21 protein-coding genes and 1 tRNA gene are annotated in these 25,318 nt (G+C 72.3%); 9 read left to right on the plus strand and 13 right to left on the minus strand.

Annotated features, from left to right (window positions below; all coding sequences use genetic code 11):
* The first annotated feature begins 55 nt into the window (after window positions 1–55).
* The gene (locus NLU66_RS09785) at window positions 56–691 is read left to right on the plus strand and encodes a superoxide dismutase (RefSeq protein ID WP_137770453.1); all 636 of its coding nucleotides are present in this window, start codon (window positions 56–58) and stop codon (window positions 689–691) included.
* A gap of 222 nt (window positions 692–913) precedes the next feature.
* Window positions 914–1,369, plus strand: a complete 456-nt coding sequence (locus tag NLU66_RS09790) for a single-stranded DNA-binding protein (RefSeq protein WP_259359522.1) — start codon at window positions 914–916, stop codon at window positions 1,367–1,369.
* 88 nt (window positions 1,370–1,457) lie between these two features.
* On the opposite strand, the gene NLU66_RS09795 is transcribed toward NLU66_RS09790, so the two are convergent.
* Entirely contained in the window at window positions 1,458–2,006 is a 549-nt protein-coding gene (locus NLU66_RS09795; protein WP_259359523.1) for a PPA1309 family protein, read from the minus strand.
* Window positions 2,007–2,147: 141 nt separating this feature from the next.
* Here NLU66_RS09795 and NLU66_RS09800 point away from each other — a divergent pair, with 141 nt between their 5' ends.
* Both NLU66_RS09800 and NLU66_RS09805 read left to right on the plus strand, forming a co-directional pair.
* A complete protein-coding gene (locus NLU66_RS09800) occupies window positions 2,148–5,240 on the plus strand; it encodes a UPF0182 family protein (protein WP_259359524.1) in 3,093 nt (1,030 codons plus the stop codon).
* Between the two features lie 163 nt (window positions 5,241–5,403).
* Window positions 5,404–5,477, plus strand: a tRNA-Met gene (locus NLU66_RS09805).
* A gap of 194 nt (window positions 5,478–5,671) precedes the next feature.
* On the opposite strand, the gene NLU66_RS09810 is transcribed toward NLU66_RS09805, so the two are convergent.
* Window positions 5,672–7,843, minus strand: a complete 2,172-nt coding sequence (locus NLU66_RS09810; protein ID WP_259359525.1) for a BNR repeat-containing protein — start codon at window positions 7,841–7,843, stop codon at window positions 5,672–5,674.
* 320 nt (window positions 7,844–8,163) lie between these two features.
* Between NLU66_RS09810 and NLU66_RS09815 the strand changes: the two genes are divergently transcribed.
* On the plus strand, window positions 8,164–8,820 hold the full coding sequence (locus tag NLU66_RS09815) for an SGNH/GDSL hydrolase family protein (protein ID WP_259359526.1): 657 nt from the start codon (window positions 8,164–8,166) through the stop codon (window positions 8,818–8,820).
* Window positions 8,821–8,883: 63 nt separating this feature from the next.
* On the opposite strand, the gene NLU66_RS09820 is transcribed toward NLU66_RS09815, so the two are convergent.
* The 6 genes from NLU66_RS09820 to NLU66_RS09845 all read right to left on the minus strand — a co-directional run bounded on the left by NLU66_RS09820 (window position 8,884) and on the right by NLU66_RS09845 (window position 14,831).
* Complete coding sequence (locus tag NLU66_RS09820; RefSeq protein ID WP_259359527.1) at window positions 8,884–9,603, minus strand: C2 family cysteine protease; 720 nt, start codon at window positions 9,601–9,603, stop codon at window positions 8,884–8,886.
* Between the two features lie 24 nt (window positions 9,604–9,627).
* On the minus strand, window positions 9,628–10,848 hold the full coding sequence (locus NLU66_RS09825) for a pyrophosphate--fructose-6-phosphate 1-phosphotransferase (RefSeq protein WP_259359528.1): 1,221 nt from the start codon (window positions 10,846–10,848) through the stop codon (window positions 9,628–9,630).
* 168 nt (window positions 10,849–11,016) lie between these two features.
* Window positions 11,017–11,808: a histidinol-phosphatase gene (gene hisN, locus NLU66_RS09830; RefSeq protein WP_259359529.1), complete on the minus strand. Its 792-nt coding sequence runs from the start codon at window positions 11,806–11,808 to the stop codon at window positions 11,017–11,019.
* Window positions 11,809–11,882: 74 nt separating this feature from the next.
* Window positions 11,883–12,923 (minus strand): ribosome small subunit-dependent GTPase A, encoded by a 1,041-nt coding sequence (gene rsgA, locus NLU66_RS09835; RefSeq protein WP_259359530.1) that lies wholly within the window; start codon window positions 12,921–12,923, stop codon window positions 11,883–11,885.
* Window positions 12,920–14,248, minus strand: coding sequence for a 3-phosphoshikimate 1-carboxyvinyltransferase (aroA, locus tag NLU66_RS09840; RefSeq protein ID WP_259359531.1), 1,329 nt, complete (start codon window positions 14,246–14,248; stop codon window positions 12,920–12,922). Before aroA ends, rsgA begins: the two co-directional genes overlap by 4 nt.
* A gap of 4 nt (window positions 14,249–14,252) precedes the next feature.
* Window positions 14,253–14,831, minus strand: coding sequence for a hypothetical protein (locus NLU66_RS09845; RefSeq protein ID WP_259359532.1), 579 nt, complete (start codon window positions 14,829–14,831; stop codon window positions 14,253–14,255).
* A gap of 286 nt (window positions 14,832–15,117) precedes the next feature.
* On the opposite strand from NLU66_RS09845, the gene NLU66_RS09850 reads away from it, so the two are divergent.
* Window positions 15,118–15,783: a sigma-70 family RNA polymerase sigma factor gene (locus NLU66_RS09850; RefSeq protein ID WP_137770464.1), complete on the plus strand. Its 666-nt coding sequence runs from the start codon at window positions 15,118–15,120 to the stop codon at window positions 15,781–15,783.
* Window positions 15,780–16,103: a zf-HC2 domain-containing protein gene (locus NLU66_RS09855; RefSeq protein ID WP_259359533.1), complete on the plus strand. Its 324-nt coding sequence runs from the start codon at window positions 15,780–15,782 to the stop codon at window positions 16,101–16,103. Before NLU66_RS09850 ends, NLU66_RS09855 begins: the two co-directional genes overlap by 4 nt.
* A 92-nt stretch (window positions 16,104–16,195) precedes the next feature.
* Here NLU66_RS09855 and NLU66_RS17735 read toward each other — a convergent pair whose 3' ends face one another.
* From NLU66_RS17735 to NLU66_RS09875, 5 genes are all read right to left on the minus strand, one after another.
* Window positions 16,196–16,270, minus strand: a complete 75-nt coding sequence (locus NLU66_RS17735; protein ID WP_370297284.1) for a 50S ribosomal protein bL37 — start codon at window positions 16,268–16,270, stop codon at window positions 16,196–16,198.
* A gap of 97 nt (window positions 16,271–16,367) precedes the next feature.
* Window positions 16,368–17,012: a GDSL-type esterase/lipase family protein gene (locus NLU66_RS09860; RefSeq protein WP_259359534.1), complete on the minus strand. Its 645-nt coding sequence runs from the start codon at window positions 17,010–17,012 to the stop codon at window positions 16,368–16,370.
* Window positions 17,013–17,061: 49 nt separating this feature from the next.
* A complete protein-coding gene (locus NLU66_RS09865) occupies window positions 17,062–20,898 on the minus strand; it encodes a multifunctional oxoglutarate decarboxylase/oxoglutarate dehydrogenase thiamine pyrophosphate-binding subunit/dihydrolipoyllysine-residue succinyltransferase subunit (RefSeq protein WP_416232150.1) in 3,837 nt (1,278 codons plus the stop codon).
* A 295-nt stretch (window positions 20,899–21,193) separates the two neighbouring features.
* Window positions 21,194–22,288, minus strand: a complete 1,095-nt coding sequence (locus NLU66_RS09870) for a HAMP domain-containing sensor histidine kinase (RefSeq protein WP_259359536.1) — start codon at window positions 22,286–22,288, stop codon at window positions 21,194–21,196.
* Entirely contained in the window at window positions 22,285–23,124 is an 840-nt protein-coding gene (locus NLU66_RS09875) for a response regulator transcription factor (RefSeq protein ID WP_259359537.1), read from the minus strand. The genes NLU66_RS09870 and NLU66_RS09875 overlap by 4 nt, the downstream gene beginning before the upstream one ends.
* Before the next feature lie 282 nt (window positions 23,125–23,406).
* On the opposite strand from NLU66_RS09875, the gene NLU66_RS09880 reads away from it, so the two are divergent.
* Window positions 23,407–24,261, plus strand: coding sequence for a M23 family metallopeptidase (locus NLU66_RS09880; RefSeq protein WP_259359538.1), 855 nt, complete (start codon window positions 23,407–23,409; stop codon window positions 24,259–24,261).
* Window positions 24,258–25,310, plus strand: a complete 1,053-nt coding sequence (gene tsaD, locus NLU66_RS09885) for a tRNA (adenosine(37)-N6)-threonylcarbamoyltransferase complex transferase subunit TsaD (protein ID WP_259359539.1) — start codon at window positions 24,258–24,260, stop codon at window positions 25,308–25,310. Before NLU66_RS09880 ends, tsaD begins: the two co-directional genes overlap by 4 nt.
* Window positions 25,311–25,318 lie beyond the last annotated feature (8 nt).

A 25,318-nucleotide genomic window follows, 5' to 3' on the forward strand; every position in this document is an offset into this window, starting at 1 on the left:
CGGCGGGACCCGCACCTGCGGCTCCCGCGCACGACACCTCGAAGGGATGATCCGAATGGCTGCGTCCACGTACACGCTTCCCGATCTCGACTACGACTACGGCGCTCTCGATCCGTCGATCTCCGGCAAGATCATGGAGCTGCACCACTCCAAGCACCACGCGACCTACGTCAAGGGTGCGAACACGGCGCTCGAGAAGCTCGCCGCGGCGCGCGAGGCCGAGGACTTCGGCACCGTGAACCAGCTGTCGAAGGATCTCGCCTTCAACCTCGGTGGTCATACCAACCACTCGATCTTCTGGAAGAACCTCTCGCCGGAGGGCGGCGACAAGCCGACCGGCGAGCTCGCCGCCGCGATCGACGACCAGTTCGGCTCCTTCGACGCCTTCCGCGCGCACTTCTCCGCCGCGGCGCTGGGCATCCAGGGCTCCGGCTGGGCGATCCTCGCCTACGAGCCCGTGGGCGGGAACCTCGTGATCGAGCAGTTCTACGACCAGCAGAACGGTGTGCCCGTCGCGACGATCCCGCTGTTCCAGCTGGACATGTGGGAGCACGCCTTCTACCTCGACTACCAGAACGTCAAGGCGGACTACGTCAAGGCGATCTGGAACATCGTGAACTGGGCCGACGTCCAGAAGCGCTTCGAGGCCGCGACCTCGACCGCCTCCGGCCTGGTCGTGCCGCAGGCCTGATCGACCCCGCCCGGCAGGTCCCGGGCAGCCGACGGACGGCCGGTCCCCGTGATGGGGGCCGGCCGTCCTCGCGCATCCGGGGGCAGGTCGTTCCTCCCCATCGGGGGTCTGTCCACATCCTTGCCCGTGGCATGGCTCCGACGGGCGGGGCGACGGGACAGTGAGGGCAGTCGGCACGGTGCCGGCGCCGGGAGCCTCCCGGCACAGGGAAGGACATCCCCCATGAAGGACGCCACCGTCATCACCATCCGCGGGAACCTCACCGAGGACCCCCAGCCGAAGACCCAGGGCAACGGCGCCAAGCTGCGGGTCGCGGTCACCGACAGCTACTTCGACCGCGAGTCGCAGACCTGGAAGGACCTCAGGTCCGAGTTCTACACCGTCTTCACCGGCCCCGCGCTGGGGGCCAACGTGCTCTCCTCGGTCCGCAAGGGCAACCCCGTCGTGGTCACCGGCCGGCTGAGCACGAACACGTGGCAGGACGACGCCGGCACGGATCGCACGGACCTCCAGATCAACGCCGAGAGCGTCGCCGTGGACCTCGTCTGGGGCAGCGCCACCTACAAGGGCCGCCTGCGCCTGGACACCATCCCCGAGCACGACCCGAACACCGGGGAGGTCCTCACCCCCGGCGAGGAGGAGGTCACGATCCCGGAGGAGGCCGTCGCCGTCGCGTGAGCGCACCCCTGCGCGCGCCGGGGCCGGGGCGATGCAGGATCGTCCCGGCCCCCGAGCGCGGGGAGCGCCCCGAGCACGAGGGCGAGGTTCAGCCGTCCTCGCGCAGGGACTGCAGCAGGGCGGAGGACAGCTCCGGCACGAGGGCCTCACCCAGCACGAAGCCGTCACCGCCGGGCCTGCGCACGGCGGACCACGTGGTGCCGTCCTCGAGAGCGGCGACGACGATCCGGAGCGTCGAGCCGGCCGGCAGCGTCTCCTGGCCCTCCTCGGCGCGCACCGTCCAGGCGGAGGCGGCGAGATCGCAGGCCAGCGCCCCGCCGACGGCCAGATCCGGCCAGGCGATGCTCGCGAGGCCCTCGAGCGGGTCCGTGGGCGCGGTGCCCGGCCCGGCGGCCGCGGCGTCGTCGAGCTCGACGGGGGTCAGGGCGTGCTCGTCCGCGGCGCTCTCCCCGGCGGCGGCCTCCTCGACCCCCAGCAGCGAGGCGAGCGACGGCGAGGCGGCGAGCAGCTCGGAGACCCGCGCGAGCGCGAACCAGCGCGGTGCGGGGAGCGGCTCCTCGGCCACATGACGGGCGACCTCGAGCACGGCGGCCGCGAGCGCGGCGGTGGGGGCATCCAGAGGGTCCGGAGTCGTCATCGAATCGTGAGCCGCCCTTCGCGGTCGACCTGACAGAATGGTGGGGACCACCACTGCCGGTGGTCACTCCCCACTGTATCCGGGGCCCGCGGTCCGTCGTTCGCACGTCGGGGTCCCCAGCTGCACGACCCGAGGACATCTGTGAGCTTCTCCGCGCCCTTCGGCGACACCCCCCGACCCCGACCTGCGCCGGAGGGAGGTGCCCCGAGCCGGCGGCGGATCTCCCCGCTGGCGATAACGCTGGGCGTGCTCGCCCTCGTCGTGCTCGTGCTGCTGCTGGCCTCCGAGGTCTGGACCAAGTACCTCTGGTTCGACCAGCTGGCCGTCACCGAGGTGCTGGTGGTGCGCTGGGGCACGGAGGCGGTGCTCTTCGCGCTCGGCTTCCTGCTCTTCGCGGCCCCGCTCTTCCTCAGCCTCCGCCTGTCCTACCTGCGCCGCCCGGTGTATCCGCCGGTCACCCGTGAGCAGGAGGCCCTCGAGCAGTTCCGCACCGCCGTGGAGCCGCTGCGCCGCGGCCTGACCATCGCCGCGCCGATCGTGATCGGCGCCTTCGGCGGTCTCGCGGCCGCGCGACGCTGGCAGGACGTGCAGCTCTTCCTGCACCCGCAGCAGTTCGGCGAGACCGATCCGATCTTCTCCAAGGACATCTCCTTCTACGTCTTCCAGCTGCCGCTGATCGACCTCGTGATCTCCTTCGGGCAGTTCGTCCTCCTCGTGGCGATCGTCGGCGCGCTCATCGGCCACTTCGTCTACGGCGGCGTCGCCTGGGGGCAGGAGAGCGGCCTCGAGGTCACCCGATCGGCCCGCCGCCACCTCGGCGTGCTCGCCGCGATCTACGTGGTGCTGCTCGGCGCGGGCCACTGGTTCCGCCGCTACGACCTCCTCGTGGGCACGCACAGCCGTTTCGACGGCGCGTCCTACACGGACGTCAACGCGATCCTCCCCGCGCAGACGATCCTCGCGATCTCCGCGATCGTGGTGGCCGCGCTGTTCGTCCTGTGGATCTTCCGGTCGGACTGGCGGATCCCGGCCGTGGGTGCCGGCCTGATGATCCTCGCGACCCTCGTGGTCGGGAACATCTACCCCTGGGCCGTGCAGCGCTTCCAGGTGAGCCCGAACGAGCGCACCCTCGAGCAGCCGTACATCCAGCGCAACATCGACGCGACCCGTGCCGCCTTCGGCATCGACGGCGTCGAGGAGGTCCCCTACACCGCGACGACGGACGCCGAGCCCGGCGCCCTGCGCGAGGACGCGGCGACCACCGCCCAGATCCGCCTCATGGACCCCAACGTCATCGCGCCGACCTTCCAGCAGCGTGAGGCGAACCGTCGCTACTGGGGCTTCGACGACGTGCTCTCCGTGGACCGCTACCAGATCGACGGGCAGCAGCAGGACACCGTGATCGGCGTGCGCGAGCTGCGCCCGGACCGGTTCCAGCTGGACACCCAGGGCTGGGTCAACCAGCACATCGTCTACACCCACGGCTACGGCACCGCCGCGGCCTACGGCAACCAGCGCAGCAGCGACGGCGAGCCCACCTTCCTCGAGTCCGGCGTGCCGGGCTCCGGCGCCTTCGGGGACTACGAGGAGCGCGTCTACTTCGGCCGGCACTCCCCGGACTACTCGATCGTCGGCGCCCCGGAGGGCTCGGAGCTCGAGGAGTTCGACTACCAGTCCGGCGGCACCGATGACGAGGGCGGCGACCAGGTCAACTACACCTTCACCGGTGACGGCGGCCCGTCCGTGGGCAGCTTCGTGAACCGCCTGCTGTACGCGATCAAGTTCCGCGACCCCAACATCCTCATCTCCAGCTACGTCAACGACGAGTCGCAGATCCTCTACGACCGCGACCCGCAGGAGCGTGTGCGCGAGGTCGCCCCGTTCCTCTCGCTGGACTCGCAGATGTACCCGGCGGTCGTGGACGGCTCGCTCGTGTGGGTGATCGACGGCTACACCACGTCGGACCGCTATCCGTACTCGACGTCCTTGGACCTCGACTCCGTCGTCACGGACTCGCAGACGTCGGCGGGGGACACCTCGCAGAACCGGGTGCCGAACGCGAACTACATGCGCAACGCGGTCAAGGCCACGGTCAACGCGTACGACGGCTCGGTGACCCTCTACGCGTGGGACACCGAGGACCCGATCCTCAAGGCGTGGAACGAGGTGTTCCCGAAGTCCCTGCACGACCACACCGAGATCAGCAGCGAGCTCATGAGCCACCTGCGCTACCCGGCGGACTACTTCAAGGCCCAGCGCGAGCAGCTGTCGAAGTACCACGTGACGGACGCCGGGGAGTTCTTCGGCCAGCAGGACTTCTGGCAGGTCACGCCCGATCCCACGAAGCCGGCCCCGGAGAACCCGGACGGCACCTCGGGGGAGCAGGCGGCGCAGCCTCCGACCTACCTCACGATGCAGGTGCCGGGGGCGGACGCCCCCCGCTTCACCGTGTCCTCGACGTACCGGCCGCAGCAGGGCCAGAACGTGCTCACCGGCTACCTCGCGGTGGACTCGGAGACCGGCAGCGAGAAGGGCAACCCCGCGGAGAGCTACGGCCGGATGCGGCTGCTCGTGCTGCCGGCGTCCAACCCGGTCAACGGTCCGGGGCAGGTGCAGGCGACCTTCAACTCGGAGCCGAACGTCTCGCGGGCGCTGAACCTGCTGAAGTCCGGCAACTCCGAGGTCATCAACGGCAACCTGCTCACGCTGCCGGTCGGCGGCGGTCTGCTCTACGTGCAGCCGGTGTACCTGCAGTCCTCCTCCGCGGGCGGCGGCACGCAGTACCCGCTGCTGCAGATGGTGCTGGTCTCCTTCGGCGACAAGATCGGCTTCGCTCCCACGCTGGACGAGGCGCTCGATCTCGTCTTCGGCGGCGACTCCGGCGCCAATGCCGGTGACGCCTCCGTGAGCGACACCGGCGGTGCGAGCGGCGCCGTCGACGCCGAGACCGGTGACGCCACGACCACGGAGCCTCCCGCAGGGGACGAGGGCACGCAGACCGAGGCCCCGGCGAGCGGAGACCAGGGCTCCGCCGAGGAGCGTCTGAACCAGGCGCTCGCGGACATGGACCAGGCCGTCAAGGACGCGGATGCGGCGATGGAGAAGGGGGACTGGGCCGCCTACGGCGAGGCCCAGGACCGCGTCTCCGATGCGCTGAACCGCGCGATCGCGGCGCAGGAGGAGATGGGGCAGAGCGTTCCCACCGGATCGCCGTCCGACGGCGGCGAGGGCTGACCGACCCGATCCTCGCGGCCTGCCCGCCCGTCGATCACGGCGGGCGGGCAGGCCGCTCGGGCACGGGAACGCGCGTGAACAGCGCGTGAACGTGGCTTGGCCCACGTTCGACCCCTATGGATTGGACCTGCGGGTTCGGTCGTCGTAGAGTTACTCATGTCGCCGCGGGGTGGAGCAGTTCGGTAGCTCGCCGGGCTCATAACCCGGAGGTCGTAGGTTCAAATCCTGCCCCCGCTACGAAGAAGGGCCCGTGTCCAGCAGAAATGCTGGGCACGGGCCCTTTCCCTGTGCCCGCGCAGGCCCCGGCCCCCGCGTCCCCGTGGGGGGGGCACCGCTCATCGTGCAGGGAGGGATGGGCACCCTCCTCGAGAGGGGAGAGGCGCGGCGCCCCCGGGGGCCGCCGCGCCTCGCCGGGACGGACGCGGGGTCCGTCAGTCGCGCACCGTCACGACGTAGACGTTCGTCGCGCCCTGATCGGCGAGCTGCTCGCCGTTGCCGATGCTCTGCACCGTGTTCTGGACGAACAGCACCAGCTGCTCCTTCTCGCGCCAGAGCTCGACGTCGTAGGACGGCTCCCAGGCGCCGACGGAGGTCGTGGTGAGGTCCTGGGCGACCCAGTTCGAGCGGTCCATGGGGGAGGTGCTCGTCAGCATCGAGACCTTCGAGCCGCGTTCGACGTCGCGGATCAGCACGGAGACCTTCGCCTGCGTGCCGGAGCCCTGGACGACCACCTGCGGCCGGGCGATCGGCACGGACCTGGTCCCGACCCCCTCGAGATCGAAGGGCGTCGTGCGGGTGCCGACCGTCGAGGACTCCCATCCGTCGCCGAGGTTGCGCAGGAGCCGGTACTGCGGCACGGCCTGGTCGTCGTTCCAGTAGGAGACGAGGTAGGGGCGGTCGCGGTCGTCCGTGGTCATGGACGTCTGGTTCATGAGGTTCGACCCCTCGGGGACCTCGGCGATGCGCTCGCCGCCGGTGGCGGAGATCCGGGTCCCGAGCGCCGTGCCGGTGCTCGTCTGCCAGCGGGTGTTCGTGGCGTCGGTCGCCCGCGCGTAGTACACGTGCGAGTTGGTCGAGACGGACCCGCTGCGGCGCACGGTCCAGCTGAGGTGGATCCGATCCCGGGAGTCCAGGGCCGCCTGCCAGTACGGCGACCCCTTGTCCTCGCCGTCGATCACCGTGCTGGCGACCTGCGACCAGCTCCCGCGGGCGGTGTCGTAGCGGTTGATGGACAGGGACCCGTCGCCGGAGACCCCGTCGCGGTAGAGGAAGAACAGGTTGCCGGTGCTGGTGCGGAGGAACTGCGGGTAGGTGACGGCGGATTCGTTCCTCCCGGTCATCCTCCGGTTCTCGGTGAGCGTCAGGGACCCGGGGGAGGTGGAGACCGCGTACCTCAGCGCCGAGGAGTGCATGCCCCAGGCGACGTGGAGGTATCCCTTGCCGTCCACGGCGATGCTGATGGAGTTGTGGGCGTCCTGGACGGGACCGTCCTTGCCGGAGTCGCGCACCGTCCAGCGGTCCGATCCCAGGGCGCGCTGGGCGAGCATGAGATTGCCGGTGCCGTCGTACCAGGCCGTGAACTGCCTCGTCGTGCCGTCGACGACGCCCGTGGTGACGGAGCTCGCGCGGAAGACGGTCGTGTTCACGGAGTTCGCGGCGTAGCCCGACCCGAGGCCCCAGCTCTTCTCGACCGCCGGGGTGAACGCCGTGGAGCCGACGACGGACTGCGGTGCGGTCCCGCCGCCGAGGCCGACGTCCGCGACGAGCATCCTGTCGGTCGAGCGGCCGTAGGCGACCTTGCGCGCCACGGGGCTCGAGCCGAGCCGGTTCCTGATCGTCACGACGTTGCCCGAGCGGGTGGCGACGGTGTCCTTGCCGTCGCCGTCGAAGTCGCCCACGAGGAACTCGCCGGTCCCGATCGTGGCCTGCTTCGCGGTGCCGGAGCGGATCGTGCTGCGGTGGTGCAGCACGCTGCCCCGCTTCACGCCGATGCCGTCCTTGCCGTCGCCGTCCCAGTCGCCGGCGACGAGGGTGTCCGTGGAGCGGCCGAACGTCGTCGTGGAGGTCGTGGCCCTGCCGCGGGTGCTCTCGGTGGAGACGATGCGGTTGCTGCCCGCCACCTTGTACGCGAGGCCGTCCTTGCCGTCCCCGTTCCAGTCGCCGACGACGAGATCCTTCGGTGCGAGGGTGCGCGGCCCGAAGGTCAAGGTCGACGTCGCCTTCCCGCTGAGGTCGTTGCTGAGGTAGACGGTCCCGGCGCGGTACGCGGCGGGGGTGTCCACGCCGTCGCCGTCCCAGTCGCCGAGGACGATGACGTCCGTCGCGCGGCCGAACCGGATCGTCCGCTCCGCGCTCCGCGCCCCGATCTTCCCGGAGAGCAGCAGCTGGCCCGAGCGCACGAGCTGGAGGCTGTCGGTGCGCGCGGAGTCCTCGGCGCTCGCGGGGGAGATCGCCCCGGCCGCGCCGAGCGCGGCGAGCAGGAGCGCGGTGAGCCCTCGGGCGCTCAGCGCACGCAGGCGTCGTGATCGCGCGAGGCGGGCGGTCACCGGGGCGGCGCCGGCAGGGCCCGGATCCGGGCGAGGGGAGAGGTCGCGAATCGGCATGGAGGTGTCCTCGGGTCACGGGGAGGTCGCGGCTCCGGGCCGGCGACCGCGCGCCCGTGGGGAAGGTCCTCGAGGGCGAGGGAGGCGGGATGGTGGAGGAGTGCCGGCTGTCGCCGGCGTCGACCGTTCCGCCCGGTGGGGAGGGGGCGCGCATCTGAAGGGAAGCATCACCAGAAACCCCCTCGCAACAGGAGGTACGTCGCAAAAGGGGCATGGCGTGCCGTCGGCGGTCCCACCCCCTCGTCGGAGGGGCCGGCGACCGGATCCTCGACGGCGGACCGGACCGCTCGATCGGGTCCCCGCTCTGGCAGGATGTGCGCATGACCATGACGTCCGCGCCCGCGCCCCGCACCTTCGTGTTCATCGGCGACTCGATCACCGACTGCAGCCGCACCGAGGACCCCGAGGGCCTCGGCTTCGGGTACGTGCGCCTGCTCGCCGAGCACTTCGCCGCCCACGAGCCCACCGCGACCGTGATCAACCGCGGCATCAGCGGGAACAAGGTCCTGGACCTGCGTGAGCGCTTCGACGCGGACTGCCTGGACCTGCGCCCGGACGTCGTGACGATCTACGTGGGCGTCAACGACGTGTGGCACGGCTTCACCCGCGGCGAGCACGTCTCCGACGAGGACTTCGAGGCGGACTACCGCTTCCTGCTCGACCAGCTCTCCGCCTCCCGACCGGGCCTGCCCGTGCTGCTCGTGCTGCCCTTCGTGGCGGACGTCGACGAGGAGAAGGCGGGGTACCACGGGGAGCTGGACCGCAAGATCGCGATCATCCGCGCGCTCGGCAAGGAGTTCGGTGCGGCGATCGTCGACCTCGAGGCCGTGCTCGAGGACGCCTGGGCCGTCGGGCACACGCCCGCGAGCATCGCCCAGGACGGTGTGCACCCCACGATCGCCGGACACCGTCTCGTGGCGGACGCCTGGCTGGACGTCTTCGGCACGCTCGACCACACGGTCGCCCGCCGCTCCTGAGCCCGGAGATCCCGCGCCGGGCTCCTCGTGCGGCGCGGCTCCGTCGGCCGAGGAAGGGAGCGCTCAGCGCAGGGGAGCGGTGACGTCCACGGCGAGGAAGCCGCGGCGGAAGCTGCGGGCGTCGACCCGCAGCAGCGCGGCGGGGCGCACGGGGTTGCGCAGCTGCACGTGCCCGGTGCGCGGATCGGCGTCGACCACGGCGAACACGTGGTCGGGTGGCAGCGGCCCGTGCTCGGTCCTGACGCGCGGGCTCAGCGGATGCGTCGACGCGGTGATCGCGCGGTGCTCCGCGCGCCAGCGGCGGATCGTCCCGGCGTCGGGGGAGCGCAGCAGCATCCGCCCGCGGCCGCCGGTGAGGATCTGGAGCCCGTAGCGGGCGAGCCCCCGCTGCAGGAAGCCGTACCCGCCGGCGACGTGCTCGGCGATCGCCTTCTCGAGCACGCCCGCCCAGCCGGGGCCGTGCCCGTCGATCCGTCCGTAGAGGAAGCGGCCGTGCTCGTCGACCGGCAGTGAGCGCTCCACGCGCATGGGCGCCGCCCCGGGGAGGGTGACGAGCACGGCGCCGTAGGCCTGCTCGGCGAGCAGGGCGCGCAGGCGCTCCGGCGCGGTCTCGTGGACCGCGAGCATCGAGGCCATCACCCAGCAGTCGCCGAGCATGCCCTGCCGGGGCCGGCCGGGCGCCCACAGGGGCGAGTCGTCCACCCGGGAGACGACGGCGCGCGCCCCTCCGGGACGGAGGAGCGCGCGCAGGCCGCGGCGCCAGGTGAGGATCCGCGGCGCCATCTCAGCGGCTCGGGGTGGCCGGGCTCAGTGCTTCTCGGCGGGGACGACGCCCTGGCCGGTGCGCTCCATGACCTCGTGGAACCACGGCTGGGAGACGTCGAAGGCCTTGTGGCCGGCGACGCGGGAGAACTCGATCGCGCGCAGCACGTCGCCCTGCTCCTCGTCGTGGCCCACCAGGCCGGAGCCGCCCTCGAGGGCGACCTGCACGGCGAGATCGGTCATCGACTTGATCAGGCGCAGGTCGTCGGCGTTCGCCTTCGCGGAGCGCGAGAAGTAGCCGGACTTCTGGACCATGACCTTCTCCGCGCCGAGCTTCTCCGCGAACTGCTTCGCGAACCACTGGCCGGGGTTGATCGTGTCGAGCTTGACGTGGCCGAAGGGGTCCTTCTCGGGCTCCTCGCCGCGGGCCTGCATCTCGGCGACGATCTCGGGGATGCCGGCGCCCTCCGAGAGGAAGATGTTGACGTTGCCGACCTCGTCCATGACGGTGCGCAGGCGCGCGGCCTCGGCGTCGATGTCGAGCTTCAGCTCCGGCAGGAACACGGCGTGGACGTCCCACTTCTCGGCGGAGAGGCCGATCTGGGGGAGCCACTGCTGGCGGGAGTGCCACTGCTGGTAGTAGCGGGCGGCCTCCGCGGTGAGGTAGCCGCAGGCGCGGCCCATGACCTCGTGGATGATGAGCATCCGCGGGTTCGAGCCGTGCTCGGCGAGCACGTTCTGCGCGAAGAGGCTGGACTGCTCCGCGGCGGTGCGCGCGCCGAGGGACTGCTTGACGGGGACGATGTCGTTGTCGATCGTCTTGGGCAGCCCGACGACCTGCAGCGGGTAGTCGTTGTCCGCGAGGTACTTCGCGAGATCCGCGGCGGTGGTGTTCGTGTCGTCGCCGCCGATCGTGTGCAGCACGTCCACACCGTCCGCCTGCAGCTTCTTCGCGGCGACCTCGAGGGCGTCCTCGCCCTCGGCGATGAGGCCGCGCTTGACGAGGTCCGCGGTGTTCGTGAGCTTCACGCGGGAGTTGCCGATCGGCGAGCCGCCGAAGTCGTGCAGCACGTGCGCGTTCGCGCGCACCGTCTCGTCGACGACGATCTTCTCGTCGGAGAGCAGGCCCCAGTAGCCGTGCTTGTAGGCGATGATCTCGACGTCCGGCACCAGCTCGGTGTAGCGCTCGATGAGGCCGCCGACGGCGGAGGAGAGGCACGGGGCGTAGCCCCCGGCGGTGAGCAGTGCGACGCGCTTGACGGTCATGAGGCAGGTCCTCCGAGGGTCCGATGGCAGGCGCGCGGCGGACCCTCCCGGGTCCCGGCGCGCAGGTCGTTCACATCGTAGCGGGGGCCGCTCCACGGATCCCGTCCGTCCGAGCGGCGTCGGTGCACGGCCGTCGCGCGTCGCTCAGGGCCTTCGGCGGCGACGGGCTCAGCCGCGTGCCGCGAGCGCCTCGAGGACCTCCTCGTGGAGCAGGCCGTTGGTCGCCACGGCGTTGCCGCCGAACGGGCCGGGCTCGCCGTCGAGCGAGCTGAAGCGGCCGCCGGCCTGCGTGATGATCGGGACGAGGGCGGCCATGTCGTGGAGCTTCAGCTCGGGCTCGGTGGCGACGTCGACGGCGCCCTCGGCGAGCAGCATGTAGGACCAGAAGTCGCCGTAGGCGCGGGTGCGCCAGAAGCGCTGCATGAGGTTCAGCATCTGCGGGAGGCGGTCGATGTCCGCCCAGCCGTGCAGGGAGGAGTAGGACAGCGACGCCTCCTCGATGCTGTCCACCGAGGAGACCTGGAGCCGGCTCGCGGAGCTCAGCCGCGGCCCCGTCCAGGCGCCGGCGCCCTCGCCGCCCCACCAGCGCCGCGACAGCGCGGGAGCGGAGACGAGGCCCACCACGGGCTCGCCGTCCTCGACGAGGCCGATCAGGGTGCCCCACACGGGGACCCCGCGCACGAAGTTGCTCGTGCCGTCGATCGGGTCGATGACCCACTGCCGCGGGGAGGAGCCGCTCGAGCCGAACTCCTCGCCGATCACCTGGTCCCGGGAGCGGGAGCGGGAGAGCTGTGCGCGCACGAGCTCCTCCGCAGAGCGGTCGGCGTCGGTGACCTCGGTGAGGTCCGGCTTGGTGGAGACCTCGAGGTCCTGCGCCTTGAAGCGGGACATCGTCAGCTGGTCCACGGCATCGGCGAGCACGTGGGCGAGGCGCAGGTCATCGGCGTATCGGCTGGACATGCGTCACACCCTAGGCGGTCGCGGCCCACCGGGCCCGCAGCGACGCGAGGCCCTGGCCGTCCACCTCGCCGCGCTCAGACGTCCCAGGGATCGTTCTTGCGCAGGGTCACCGCGAGGCGCCGGTAGGAGGTGAGGCGGGCCGGCCCGGCGGTGCCGGCCTCCCCGGCCTCGACGAGCGCGTCGAGCGCACAGTCCGGGGCGTCCTCGAGGTGGGTGCACCCGCGGGGGCACTGCTCGGCGAGCTCCGCCAGATCGACGAAGGCGTCCAGCAGCTGCTCGGGCGCGACATGCCCCAGCCCGAAGGAGCGCACGCCGGGGGTGTCGATCACCCAGCCGCCGCCAGGAAGCTGCTCGGCGAGCGCGGAGGAGGAGGTGTGGCGGCCGCGGCCGGTGACATCGTTGACCGCGCCGGTGGCCCGCCCGACCCCCGGCACGAGGGCGTTCAGCAGCGTGGACTTCCCGACGCCGGAGTGGCCCACGAGGACGCTCACGTTCCCCTCGAGCCGCTCCCGCAGCGCGTCCAGACCCACGATCGTCCCGTCGGCCTCCTGATGGGTGACGACGTGGTCCAGCCCGAGCGGCGCGTAGGTGCGCAGGAACTCCTCGGGGGCGCGCAGATCCGCCTTCGTGAGCACGAGCAGGGCGGGGATCCCGGCGACGAAGGCCGCGACCAGGCAGCGGTCGATCATGCCGCCGCGGGGCTCCGGGTCCGCGAGCGCGGTGACCATCACCATGAGGTCGGCGTTCGCGACGAGCGGCCGCTCGGTCGAGTCGTCGTCGTCCGCGCTGCGGCGCAGGAACGAGCTGCGCTCCTCGATGCGGACGATCCGCGCGAGCGAGCCGTCGCGGCCGGAGGTGTCGCCGACGAGACCCACGAGGTCCCCGGGGACCACGGGGGAGCGGCCCAGCTCCCGGGCGCGCATCGCCGTGACGATCCGCTGTCCTTCGCCGCCCGCGTCGACCACCGTGCGCCAGCGACCGCGGTCCACGGCGATCACGCGCGCCTGCACGGCGTCCGCATGGGCGGGGCGGTCCTTCGTGCGCGGCCGGGACCCGCGACGGTTGGGACGGACGCGGACGTCCGACTCGTCGAGGTCCCGCGCACCCCTCCTCACGGGGTGCCGCCCTCCGGGGCCTCCGTGTGCAGCATCGACAGCCACATCCCCACGAAGTCCGGGAGCGTCTTGGAAGTGCAGGCCACGTCGACGACGCGGACGTCGGGCACCTGCAGCCCGATGATCGCCGCGGCCGTGGCCATGCGGTGGTCCGCGTAGGTCTCGAAGACCGTCCCGCGCAGGGGACCGGGGACGATCTCGAGGCCGTCCTCGAGCTCCGTGGTGCGCGCGCCGAGCTTGGTGAGCTCCGCGGCGAGGGCCTGGAGACGGTCCGTCTCGTGGCCGCGCAGGTGCGCGACGCCCGTGAGCCGGCTGGGGGAGTCCGCGAGCGCGCAGAGCGCCGCGATGGTCGGGGTGAGCTCGCCGACGGCGGAGAGGTCCGCATCGATCCCGTGGAGGCTGCCGTCGCCGCGGAAGAGCATCTCGTCCTCCTCGCGCCAGACCTCCGCCCCCATGCGGGTGAGCAGCTCGCGGTACGCGTCCCCGGGCTGCGTCGTCGTCTCCGGCCAGTCCGAGACGGCGATCGTGCCCTGGGTGACGAGCGCGGCAGCGATGAACGGGCCCGCGTTGGAGAGGTCCGGCTCGACCGTGATCTCGTCCAGGTGCAGGGAGCCGCGGGTCACGCGCCAGCGGTGGCGGCCCTCGGGATCGACGTCGTGCGAGGCGGTGACGCCGGCCTGCGCGAGCGTCTCGATCGTCATGTCGATGTGGGGGAGCGAGGGGAGCGTCGGCCCGACGTGGACGAGCTCGAGGTCCTCCTCCCCGCGCGCACCGGTGAGGAGCACGTTGGAGATGAACTGGCTCGAGGCGGAGGCGTCGACCTCGATGCGGCCGCCGCGCAGGCTCCCGCGACCGTGGACCGTGAAGGGCAGGCGATCGGGCTCGCCGTGCTCGGTGACCTCGATGCCCTGGGCGCGCAGGGCCTGGAGCACCGCGCCCATGGGCCGCACGAGGGCGCCGTCGTCACCGGTGAAGCGGACGTCCCCGTGATGGAGCGCGGCGAGCATCGGCACGAAGCGCATGACCGTGCCCGCGAGGCCGCAGTGGATCTCGATCGGCTCGGCCGGGTGCTCGCCCGGCGGCGGGATCGGCACCACCGAGAGCGCGCCGTCCTCCACGGAGAACAGGGCGCCGAGCCGCTCGAGCGCGTCGCGCATGAGTCGCGTGTCCCGGGAGACGAGCGCGCCCGTGAGCCGCGAGGGCTCGTCGGCGATCGCCGCGAGCAGCATCCAGCGGGCCGTGAGCGACTTCGAGCCCGGCACCCTCACGAGGGCGTCGACCGGCCCCTGTGCGACCGGCGCGGTCCACAGGACGTCGGTGGTCACGCGCTCAGCCCTGGACCGCGGCGAGCTTCTTCTCGGCCGTGCCCTTCGCGTCCTTCACGGACTTCCCGACCTTCTTCTCCACCTTCGCGGCGCTCTTCCCGAGCTCGCGCTGCTTGGCGGCGGCGGCCTTCTGCGAGCGCTCGACCAGGCGGTCCATGCGGTAGCCCAGGGAGGGGCGGCCGTCGTGGTCCACGGTCGCGAGCAGCAGCCCGCCGAGGAGGCCGGCGTCGACGAGGATCGACTGCACCTCGCGGAGGCGCTCCTCGCCGCGGAGCTCCCAGACCTTCTTGCGGCCGACCCAGCCGACGGAGGTCGTGGCGAGCAGGGCCACGGCCGCGGCGCGGGGCGCCCTGTTGGTGGCGTAGAGCAGGCCGGCGCCCGCGGCCACCACACCGGTCGCGCGGACCACGGTGCGCACGTCGACGAAGCCCGGGGCCGAGGACTGCGCGAGCTTGGCGTCCGCGGACTCGAAGGCCTTCGGGTACACCTCCGTCTCCCGCTCGGGGTGCAGTGCGGTGCGCACGCCCTCGAGGATGAAGGGGGCGGCGAGCAGGGGGCGGGCGATGCGACGGACCAGTGCCATGGTGTCCTCGGTGTCCTCACGATGTCGACGGCTGCGGCGGTGCGACGGGGTCGCGCCCGGTCCCCGGACCGGCCGGGGGTGGACGGGGAGACCCCTGTCACCGGCGCCAGCCTACCGCGCGGGGAACACCCGGGCCGTCCGGGGCGTTGCACCCGGGGGTGGTGCGCACGGCGCGCCGCCCAGGGACCGATCGGACGGGACGGACGGAGAGCGGATGACGGCGACAGCCCTCGCGGGCGGCGGCCGGGGCGCGTGCCCCGGTGATGCTGGCGTAAGTTGGGACACGATGAGCTCGAGCGACCCCGCACCCCTCGCCGTGACCCCGGACCCGGCCCCGGAGAACGCCTTCGACTTCGAGACCGAGGCGCTCTCGCACCTCGACGCGCTCTACGGCGGCGCCCTGCGCATGACCCGCAACCCGCAGGACGCGGAGGACCTCGTCCAGGAGACCTTCATGAAGGCCTTCCGGGCGGCGGACCGCTTCACCCCCGGCACGAACATGCGCGCATGGCTCTACCGGATCATGACCAACACCTACATCTCGACCTACCGGCAGAAGCAGCGTCGTCCCAAGGAGTCCTGGAGCGACTCCGTCGAGGACTGGCAGCTCGCCGAGGTCGAGTCCCACACCAGCCGCGGGCTGCGCTCCGCGGAGACCGAGGCGCTCGAGAGCCTCCCGGACTCCGCGGTGAAGGACGCCCTCGCCGAGCTGCGCGAGGACTACCGCATGGCGGTGTACCTCGCGGACGTCGAGGGCTTCGCCTACAAGGAGATCGCCGAGATCATGGACACCCCCATCGGGACGGTCATGTCGCGGCTCCACCGGGGACGCCGCCAGCTGCGCGACCTGCTCTCCGACCACGCCCGCTCGCTCGGCTACCTGCGCCGCGCCGAGGCGGGAACCACCGATCAGCACACGACCGACCACGAGGCCGGGGAGGAGGAACGATGAGCATGCGGAGCACGCCGGAGGAGGCAGGGGAGGATCCCCGTCGCGACCTGCGCTACGGGCTCGAGGAGGCGCTCGACGGCGAGCTGCCCCAGGAGCTCGCGGAGAGGATGTCCGCGCACACGGCGGACTGCCCGGAGTGTGCGGACGAGGTCGAGCGCCTGAGGCGCTTGAAGGAGCTCGTGCGCCGCAGCTGCTGCGACACCCCGGCCCCCTCGGGGCTGCGCGACCGGATCGCGCTGCAGTGCCGCACCGTCACCGTCACCTCCACCGATGCCGCCGGCACGACCGTGAGCGTCACGCGCACCAGCTGGCGCTCCTGAGCGCGACGGGCACCGGACGACGACGAGGGCCTCCATCCGATCAGGATGGAGGCCCTCGTCGTGCGTCGGCCGGCGGGCCGACGCCTCACGGATCAGGCGTTGGGGCGCTTGCCGTGATTGGCGCCGCTCTTGCGGCGGCTCTTGCGCTTGCGTCCACGCTTGCTCATCACGCTCTCCTTCCTTCGCCCGGGCAACCCCGCAATTCTGCCACAGGTCGGGCCGGTCCCCGTCAGGTGCCCGCACCTGAGGCGCGAGTCACTGCCCTCAGGCGCGGCCCGAGACCCAGTCCTCGAAGCCGCTGTGCAGCACGAGCCAGGCCATGAGCCCGTAGCCCGTCTGCCCGGGGTGGTCGCCGTCGGTGCGCGCGAGATCACCCTCCCACTGCTCGTGGCCCTCGAGACCGGCCACCATGTCCACGAACGGGACCCGTCGCCGCGAGCAGACGTCCGCGTAGGCGTCGGACAGCTCGCGCACGGCCGCGCTGCGACCCCGGTCGCGGCTCGGCGGCGGACCCACCACGAAGGCGGGGACCCGCAGGCGCTCGAGACCGTCGAGGATCTTCGCGAGGTTCAGCCGCGCGCGGGCCATGGAGACCCCGTGCTCGACGTCGGCCCGGCCCGGCGCGATGACCACGCGGTGCTCGATCGAGCCGTCGGCCTGCGCCTCGGGGTCCATCCGGCGCCGCACCGCGTCGTCCCAGCGCTCCGCGAGCTCCGCGGAGGTCTCCCCGGGCAGCGCCGAGGTGAACACGTCGATCCGGGCGGAGGGGTCCTGCGCGCTCGCGACCGCACGACCGAGCCAGCCCAGGGCACGCGCGTCACCGACCCCGGCGAGCAGCTCGTCGCCGAGCGCGATGACCCGCACCCGGGGAGTGGTGGGCGTGGCGGGGCTGGTGGACGGTGCGGGCACCGGGACCTCCTGGAGGGTCAGGGGACAGGACGGGACACTCTACCGGCGCTCAGGAGTGCAGCGCGCGCTGCACCAGGTCCTCCTGCTCCGCCTTGTGGGCGCTGTTGGAGCCGGTCGCGGGCGAGGCGGAGGCGGGGCGGGCGACCACGCGGAGCGTGCGGCCCACCTCGACGGGGAAGTTCATCGCCATGTAGGACCAGGAGCCCTGGTTGCTCGGCTCGTCCTGGACCCAGGTGAGCTCGGCGTCCGGGTAGGCCCCGAGCACCTCCACGAGCTCCGCCGTGGGCAGCGGGTAGAGCTGCTCGAGGCGGACGATCGCGGTGTCGGTGATGCCGTCCTTCTCGCGGCGCGCCACGAGGTCCCAGTAGACCTTGCCGGAGGTGAGGATCACGCGGCGCACCTGCTGCGGGTCCACCGTCGTGTCGGGCAGGACCGGGCGGAAGCCTCCGCTCGTGAAGTCCTCGACGGCGCTCACCGCGGCCTTGTTGCGCAGCATCGACTTCGGGGTGAAGACGATGAGCGGCCGGCGCGGCTCGAGCTTCGCCTGGCGGCGCAGCAGGTGGAAGTAGCTGGCCGGGGTGGACGGCATCGCGACGCGCATGTTGTCCTCCGCGCACAGCTGGAGGAAGCGCTCGATGCGGGCGGAGGAGTGGTCCGGCCCCTGGCCCTCGTAGCCGTGGGGGAGGAGCATGACCACACCCGAGTTCTGGCCCCACTTCTGCTCCGAGGCCGAGATGAACTCGTCGATGATGGTCTGCGCGCCGTTCGCGAAGTCGCCGAACTGCGCCTCCCACAGCACCAGGGCGTCCGTGTCCTCGACGGAGTAGCCGTACTCGAAGCCGAGCGCGGCGAACTCCGAGAGCGAGGAGTCGTAGACGTTGAAGCGGCCCTGGCCCTCGCCCAGGTGGTGCAGCGGGGTCCACGACTCGCCGTCGGTGTGGTCCATGAGCACGCTGTGGCGCTGCACGAAGGTGCCGCGGCGGGAGTCCTGCCCGGCGAGGCGCACACGGCGCCCCTCGAGGAGCAGCGAACCGAAGGCGAGCAGCTCGCCGTAGGCCCAGTCGATGCCGCCCTCCTCGGACATCTGCGTGCGCTTCTTCAGCAGCGAGGCGAGCTTGGGGTGCACGGTGAAGCCCTCGGGCACCTCGGAGTGCGCCTGCCCGATCCGGGTGATGACCTCTGCGCTGACGGCGGTGTCCTGGTCGCCCGAGGACTCGCCGCCGCGCTGGGCGACGGGCTTCTCGAGGCCCTGGACCGAGCGCTCGTTCTCGCCGGAGCCCGCGCCGGAGTCCTTGCGGGTCGAGGCGAAGGCCTCGTCGAGGTGGTCCTGGAAGTTCTTCACGAGCTTCCCGGTCTCCTCCTCGGTGAGCTCGCCGCGCTCGATGAGGGAGTCCATGTACACCTTGCGGGTGGTGGGCTTGTCCCCGATCAGGCTGTACATCTGCGGCTGGGTCATCGAGGGGTCGTCGCCCTCGTTGTGACCGCGGCGGCGGTAGCAGACCATGTCGATGACGACGTCGCGGTGGAACTTCTGGCGGTAGCGGAAGGCGATCTCGGCGACGCGCACGCACGCCTCGGGATCGTCACCGTTCACGTGGAAGATCGGCAGCTGCGTCGTCTTCGCGACGTCCGTCGAGTAGAAGGACGAGCGCGAGGAGTCCGGGAGCGTCGTGAACCCGATCTGGTTGTTGATGACCACGTGGATCGTGCCGCCGGTGCGGTAGCCGCGCAGCTCGGAGAGGTTGAGGGTCTCCGTGACGACGCCCTGGCCGGCGAAGGCCGCGTCGCCGTGCACGAGGATCGGCAGGACGGGGAACTCGGTGGGCTTCTCGAGGCGGTCCTGCTTGGCGCGGACGATACCCTCGAGCACCGGGTTCACGGCCTCGAGGTGCGAGGGGTTCGCCGCGAGGTACACCTTGGTGGTGGAGCCGTCGACCGCCGTGAAGGTGCCCTCGGTGCCGAGGTGGTACTTCACGTCGCCGGAGCCCAGGTTCTGCCCGAAGTTGCCCTCGAACTCCTGGAAGATCTGCCCGTAGCTCTTGCCCGCGAGGTTCGAGAGGACGTTGAGACGACCGCGGTGGGACATGCCGATGCCCACCTCCTCGATGCCCTCGTGCGCGGAGCCCTCGAGGATCGCGTCGAGCATCGGGATGACGGACTCGCCGCCCTCGAGCGAGAACCGCTTCTGGCCCACGAACTTGGTCTGCAGGAAGGTCTCGAACGCCTCCGCGGCGTTGAGGCGGTCCATGATGTGCGCGAGCTCCTCCTTGGCGAAGGGGCGTCGCGGGGTCTCCATCTCCCGCTGGAGCCAGGCGCGCTCCTCGGTGTCGGAGATGTGCATGTACTCGATGCCGATCGTGCGGCAGTAGGCGTCGCGGAGCACCCCGAGGATGTCGCGCAGCGGCATCTCCTCCTTGCCGCCCAGCCCGCGCGTGGGGAAGGTGCGGTCGAGGTCCCAGAGGGTGAGGCCGTAGGTCTCGACGTCGAGATCGGGATGGTGGCGCACGCGGTACTGCAGCGGATCGGTGTCCGCCATGAGGTGGCCGCGCACGCGGAAGGAGTGGATGAGGTCCATGACGCGCGCGAGGCGCTCGGACTTCGAGTCCTTGAAAGGGTTGTCCGGGACCCAGCGCACGGGCTTGTACGGGATCCGCAGCGAGGCGAAGACCCGGTCGTAGAAGCCGTCCTTGCCCAGGAGCTTGTCCCCGATGGCCTTGAGGAACTCGCCCGAGGCCGCGCCCTGGATGATCCGGTGGTCGTAGGTCGAGGTCATGGTCATGACCTTCGAGACCGCGAGATCGGCGAGGGTCTGGGGGCTCGCGCCCTGGAACTGCGCCGGGTAGTCCATGGCGCCGACGCCGACGATGACGCCCTGGCCCTTCATGAGGCGGGGGATCGAGTGGACGGTGCCGATGCCGCCGGGGTTCGTCAGCGACACGGTGGTGCCGGTGAAGTCGTCCATCGTGAGCTTGCCCGCGCGGGCCTTCCTCACGACCTCCTCGTAGGCGCGCCAGAAGCCGCGGAAGTCGAAGCGCTGGGCGGCCTTGATGTTGGGGACCACGAGGCCGCGGGAGCCGTCCGGGCGGGGCATGTCGATGGCGAGGCCGAAGTTCACGTCCTCGCGGACGAGCATGACGGGCTTGCCCTTCTCGTCGACGTCGAAGCCGTTGTTGAGGTCGCCGATCTCGGAGACCGCCTCGACCATCGCCCAGCCGATGAGGTGGGTGAAGGACACCTTGCCGGCGCGGTGGCGCTTGAGGTGGTTGTTGATGACGATGCGGTTGTCGAAGAGCAGCTTGACCGGGACGTCGCGGACCGAGGTCGCGGTGGGGACGGTGAGCGACTCGTCCATGTTCCGCACGACGGCGGCCGCGGGGCCGCGCAGCTTGGCGACCTCGGGCTCGCGCAGCTCGACCGCGGGGATCTGCGCGGTCGTGGTGGGGACCTTCGCGGGGCGGTCCGAGGTGGTGGAGACGGCGGCGCTCCGCGTCTCCTTCGCGGGCTGGTCGGTCACGGCGGCAGGTTCCTTCTCGGCGGGAGGGGAGGCGGGGGAGGCGTCCGGGGTGCGGTCCCCGGAGGCGGTGGTGCTGGGGGAGCCGGCGTCGTCGGAGCGCTGCTCCGTGGCGGGAGCCTCCTCGGCGGGCTGCTGCTCCGCCGCAGGCTTCTCGGGCTCCTCCGGCTCGGGAGCCGGGTCCGGTGCGCGCTCCGGCGCGGGCTCGGGGGCATCGTCGCCCGCCGTGCCCGACGCGGCGGCGTCGGTGGATGCGGATGGTGCGGGGGCCTCGGCAGCGTCGGGGGAGTCCTCGGCGGAGCGGCCGAAGTGCTCCGCCCAGCTCGGGTCGACGCTCGCGGGATCCTGCTGCCACTGCTCGCGGAGCGCGTCCACGAGCCACTGATTGGGTCCGAAGTCCGGGGTCTCCGGAACGGGGGAGGTGTCCGGGCCCTGTGTCGTCTGTGACACTCTGAGATCGCCAGCCTTCTCACGGTCGGGTGATGCGGATGGGACCACCCTAACGGAGGCGGGGAGCACCGTCGGCGCTTGTGCGCAGGTCCTTCACAGACGGGGCCGTCCAGGTGGGAGAGGTCACCTCGCGCCGGGTGGTCGGAGCGCATCGGCGGGGCCGTCGGACGGTCGTCGGAGGGGCGGCCGGGACCGCGGTCCCGACCCCACCCCGACGGGCTCAGCGGAGGCGGGCCGGCTCCTGCGGGAGCGTCACGCGGATCAGCGAGGAGCGGCCCGATCGGGCCTGCTCCGTGCGCGGGTCGTCGAGGACCTCGATGCTGCCGCCGTGCAGGCCCACGGCCCAGCGGGCGATCGCGAGCCCCAGGCCGGTGCCTCCCGAGGAATCAGGGGCGCCGCCGCGCTGGAAGCGCTCGAAGACCCGGGAGCGGTCCTCCCGCGCGATCCCGGGACCCTCGTCGTGCACGTCGATGCTCACGGTGCCGCTCGGGGCGTCGCCCCGTGCGGTGATCCGGATGCGTCCGCGCACGGGGGAGTGGCGCGCCGCGTTGTCGAGGAGGTTGTGGATCACCTGGTGGAGCCGGGCGGCGTCCGCCGTCACGACGAGGTCCGCGGGCTCCACCTCGACGATCCAGCGCACGTCGCGCTGCCCCGCGGCGAGGTCCGCGGCGTCCGCGACCTCGTGGAGGAAGGGGGTGAGCTCGACGGTCTCGAGATCCAGCTCGACCACCCCCGCGTCCAGCCGGGACAGGTCCAGCAGATGGTCGACGAGGAGGGAGAGCCGCTCCGTCTCCCCGAGGGCGACCTCGAGCGCGGCGGGATCCGGCTCGGTGACGCCGTCCACGAGGTTCTCGAGCTGCGCCCGCAGGCCGGCGACCGGTGTGCGCAGCTCGTGGGACACGTTGGCCACGAGGTCGCGGCGCAGCTGATCGGTGTGCTCGAGCTCGGCGGCCATCGTGGAGAACGCGGCCGCGAGCTCGCCCACCTCGTCGCGGCTGCTCGCGCGGATCCGCTGGGAGTAGTCGCCCCGCGACATGGCGACCGCGGCGCGGGTCATCTCCCGCAGCGGCGAGGTCATGCCGCGCGCGAGCAGCTGCGTCACCACGAGCGCGAGGATCACCACGATCGGGATCGTGAGCAGCGGCTGGAGCCCCGCGTAGAAGCCGGCCCAGGCGAGCAGTGAGGCGACCGTGACGACCACCGCGACGAGCACGCCGAGCTTGACCTTGAAGGAGCTCACGCGGTCCAGGGGGCGCACGTCGAAGCGCTCCTCGACGCGGTGCAGCGCGGCGGCCCGTCTTTCGGCGGGGATCACGGGGCGGCGGTGGGCCCGGCGGGGTCCCGGGGCGGCTCGAGGCCAGGGTCGTCCGCGCCGGCGTCGAGCGACGCGTCCTCGGCGTCCTCCGGGGCCTCGAGCGCGTAGCCCACGCCGTGCACGGTGCGCACGAGGTCGGCGCCGAGCTTGCGGCGCAGCGCCTTGACGTGGGAGTCGACGGTGCGGGTGCCCGTCGCGTCGACCCAGTCCCAGACGTCGGCGAGGAGCTGCTCGCGCGTGAGCACGGTGCCGGGCGCCGTCGCGAGGCACAGCAGGAGGTCGAACTCCGTGGGGGTGAGGTGCGCCGGCACCCCGGCGCGCATGACGCGGCGCCCGGCCCGGTCGATGACGAGGTCGCCGATCTGGAGGGCGAGCTGCTGATCGGCGGATGCGCCGCCCGCGGGGGCCGGCGCGGGCGCGCGGCGCACCCGGCGCAGCAGGGCCTTGAGCCGGGCGACGAGCTCGCGCATCGAGAACGGCTTGGTCATGTAGTCGTCGGCGCCGACGCCGAGCCCCACGAGCATGTCCGTCTCGTCGTCGCGGGCGGTGAGCATGAGGACGGGGACCGGGTCCGCGGCCTGGATCCGGCGGCACACCTCGAGCCCGTCGAAGCCGGGGAGCATGACGTCGAGGACCACGAGGTCCGGGTGGACCTCGAGCACCGTGCGCACCCCCGAGGGGCCGTCCGGTGCGGTCGTCACCTCCCAGCCCTCCGCGGAGAGACGGTCCGCGATCGCGCGCGTGATCGTCGGCTCGTCCTCGACGACCACCACGCGCACGGGGTCCGCGCCGGGGGCCGAGGAGCTGCTGGGGGCAGGGTGTTCCGGGGTCGGCATGGCGTCACTGTAGACCGCGGCCCGGGGCGCGGCCTGGGTGTCGGGAGGGCCCGCGGGGTGGCGTCCGGGTATCGGGAGGGTCGGCTCCGACGGCGGCGCGTCAAGATCCCACCCCCCTTTTCCCCGAGAGCGCAAAAAGTCGGCAAAGGCCCCCGACCCGAGGTCGAACCCCTCGGGTCGGGCCCCTATTTTGGTACGCGTTGTTCGGAGACGCTCCTTCCCCCAGCTCGGCGTCGATCACGGACCGATGCCCAGAACTGACGAAGGAAGCAGGCTGATCTCTTGGCGAATCATCGCGCCACCGGGCGGGCGAACGTCCGCAAGAGCCGGGTCACCGGCGGCACCCACCGCGACTCCACGCTGACCGCCGGCGTCGTCAAGGTCGGGGTGCTCGGAGCGCTCGCCACGGCGACCATCGCCGCCCCCCTCGCCGCGGCCGCCGCCGGGGTGGACGAGTCCCAGGCCGTCGCCGAGGTCGCGACCCCGGCCTCCGAGTCCGTCCCGGCCCTCGCCGAGTCCGCCACCGCCCCCGTCGCCCTCCCGGTCGCCGACGTCGCCTCCGCGACCCGCGGCGACGCCGCCGCCGACCGCAGCCAGGAGCGCGCCTCCACGGAGGACGCCGACACCGCCGCGGACTCCGCAGGCGCGGCCGCCGACGACTCCGCGACCGCTGCGACCGGCATCGAGGTCGAGGCCCCCGCCCCCGAGATCGTCGACGAGGCCACCGGCGAGGAGCTCACCGCGAGCGCCGAGGGCTTCATCCGCCCCGTGAGCGGCCCCATCACCTCGGGCTACGGCTACCGCATCCACCCCGTGCTCGGCTACGGCAAGGGTCACGACGGCGTCGACTTCGGCTCCGCGTGCGGCACCCCGGTCCACGCCTCCGCCGCGGGCACCGTCGTCGCCGTCGAGAACCACCCCGCCTCCGGCAACCGCGTGAAGATCGACCACGGCGACGGCGTCGTCACCGGCTACTACCACCTGCAGGGCTTCAACACCGAGGTGGGCGCGAAGGTCGAGCAGGGCGACGTCATCGGCTACGTCGGCTCCACCGGCCGCTCGACCGGCTGCCACCTGCACTTCGCCAAGATGGACGAGTCCGGCGCCTACTCCGACCCGATGTCGCTGCTGAAGTGACGCGCACCCCCGTCGTCCTCGGCGTCGAGTCCTCCTGCGACGAGACCGGCTTCGGGATCGTCTCCGAGGGCGTCCTGCTGGGCCAGGGCCTCGCCTCGAGCGCCGCCCAGCACGCCGACTTCGGCGGTGTGGTCCCCGAGATCGCCGCCCGCGCCCACCTGGACGCCGCCGTGCCGACGCTCCGCCTCGCCCTCGCCGACGCCGGCGTCGAGCTCGTCGACATCACGCACGTCGCCGCCACCTCCGGTCCCGGCCTCGCGACCGCCGTCCACGTGGGCCTCGCCGCCGCGAAGTCCGTGGCCTGGTCTCTCGACGTCCCGCTCTACGGCGTGCACCACCTCGCCGGCCATGCCGCGGCGGACACCCTCGAGCACGGCCCCCTGCCGGAGCGCTCGATCGTGCTCATCGTCTCCGGCGGGCACACCTCGATCCTCGCCGTCGGCGACCTCGTGCGCGACCCGATCGAGCACCTCGGCGACACCCTCGACGACGCGGCCGGCGAGGCCTTCGACAAGGTCTCCCGCCTCCTGGGCCTCGGCTACCCCGGCGGTCCCGCGATCTCGCGCGCCGCGGCGGGCGGGGATCCCACCGCCTTCGCCTTCCCGCGCGCGATGCTGCGCCAGGGCGATGCGCCGTACACCTTCTCCTTCTCCGGGCTCAAGACCGCGGTCGCCCGCACGGTCGAGACGATCGAGCGCGCCGGCGAGGCCGTGCCCGTGGCCGACGTCGCCGCGAGCTTCGAGCAGGCCGTCGTCGACGTCCTCGTGACGAAGGCCGTGCGCGCCGTGCGCGACCGGGGCCTGGACACGCTCGTCATCGTGGGCGGCGTCGCCGCGAACGCCCGGCTGCGCGAGGCGGCGCGGCAGCGCTGCGAGTCCCTCGGCATCACGCTGCGGATCCCGCCGATCCGCCTGTGCACCGACAACGGCGCGATGATCGCCGCGATCGGGGACCTGCTCGTGCGCTCCGGCGCGGAGCCGAGCGGCCTCGGCATCCCCGCGGATCCCTCCGCCGTCCTCCACGGGGCCCAGCTGCCGCTGCTGCGATGAGGCCTGCC

The sequence above is a fragment of the Brachybacterium sp. NBEC-018 genome (genome assembly GCF_024860185.1).
GTDB lineage: Bacteria > Actinomycetota > Actinomycetes > Actinomycetales > Dermabacteraceae > Brachybacterium > Brachybacterium rhamnosum.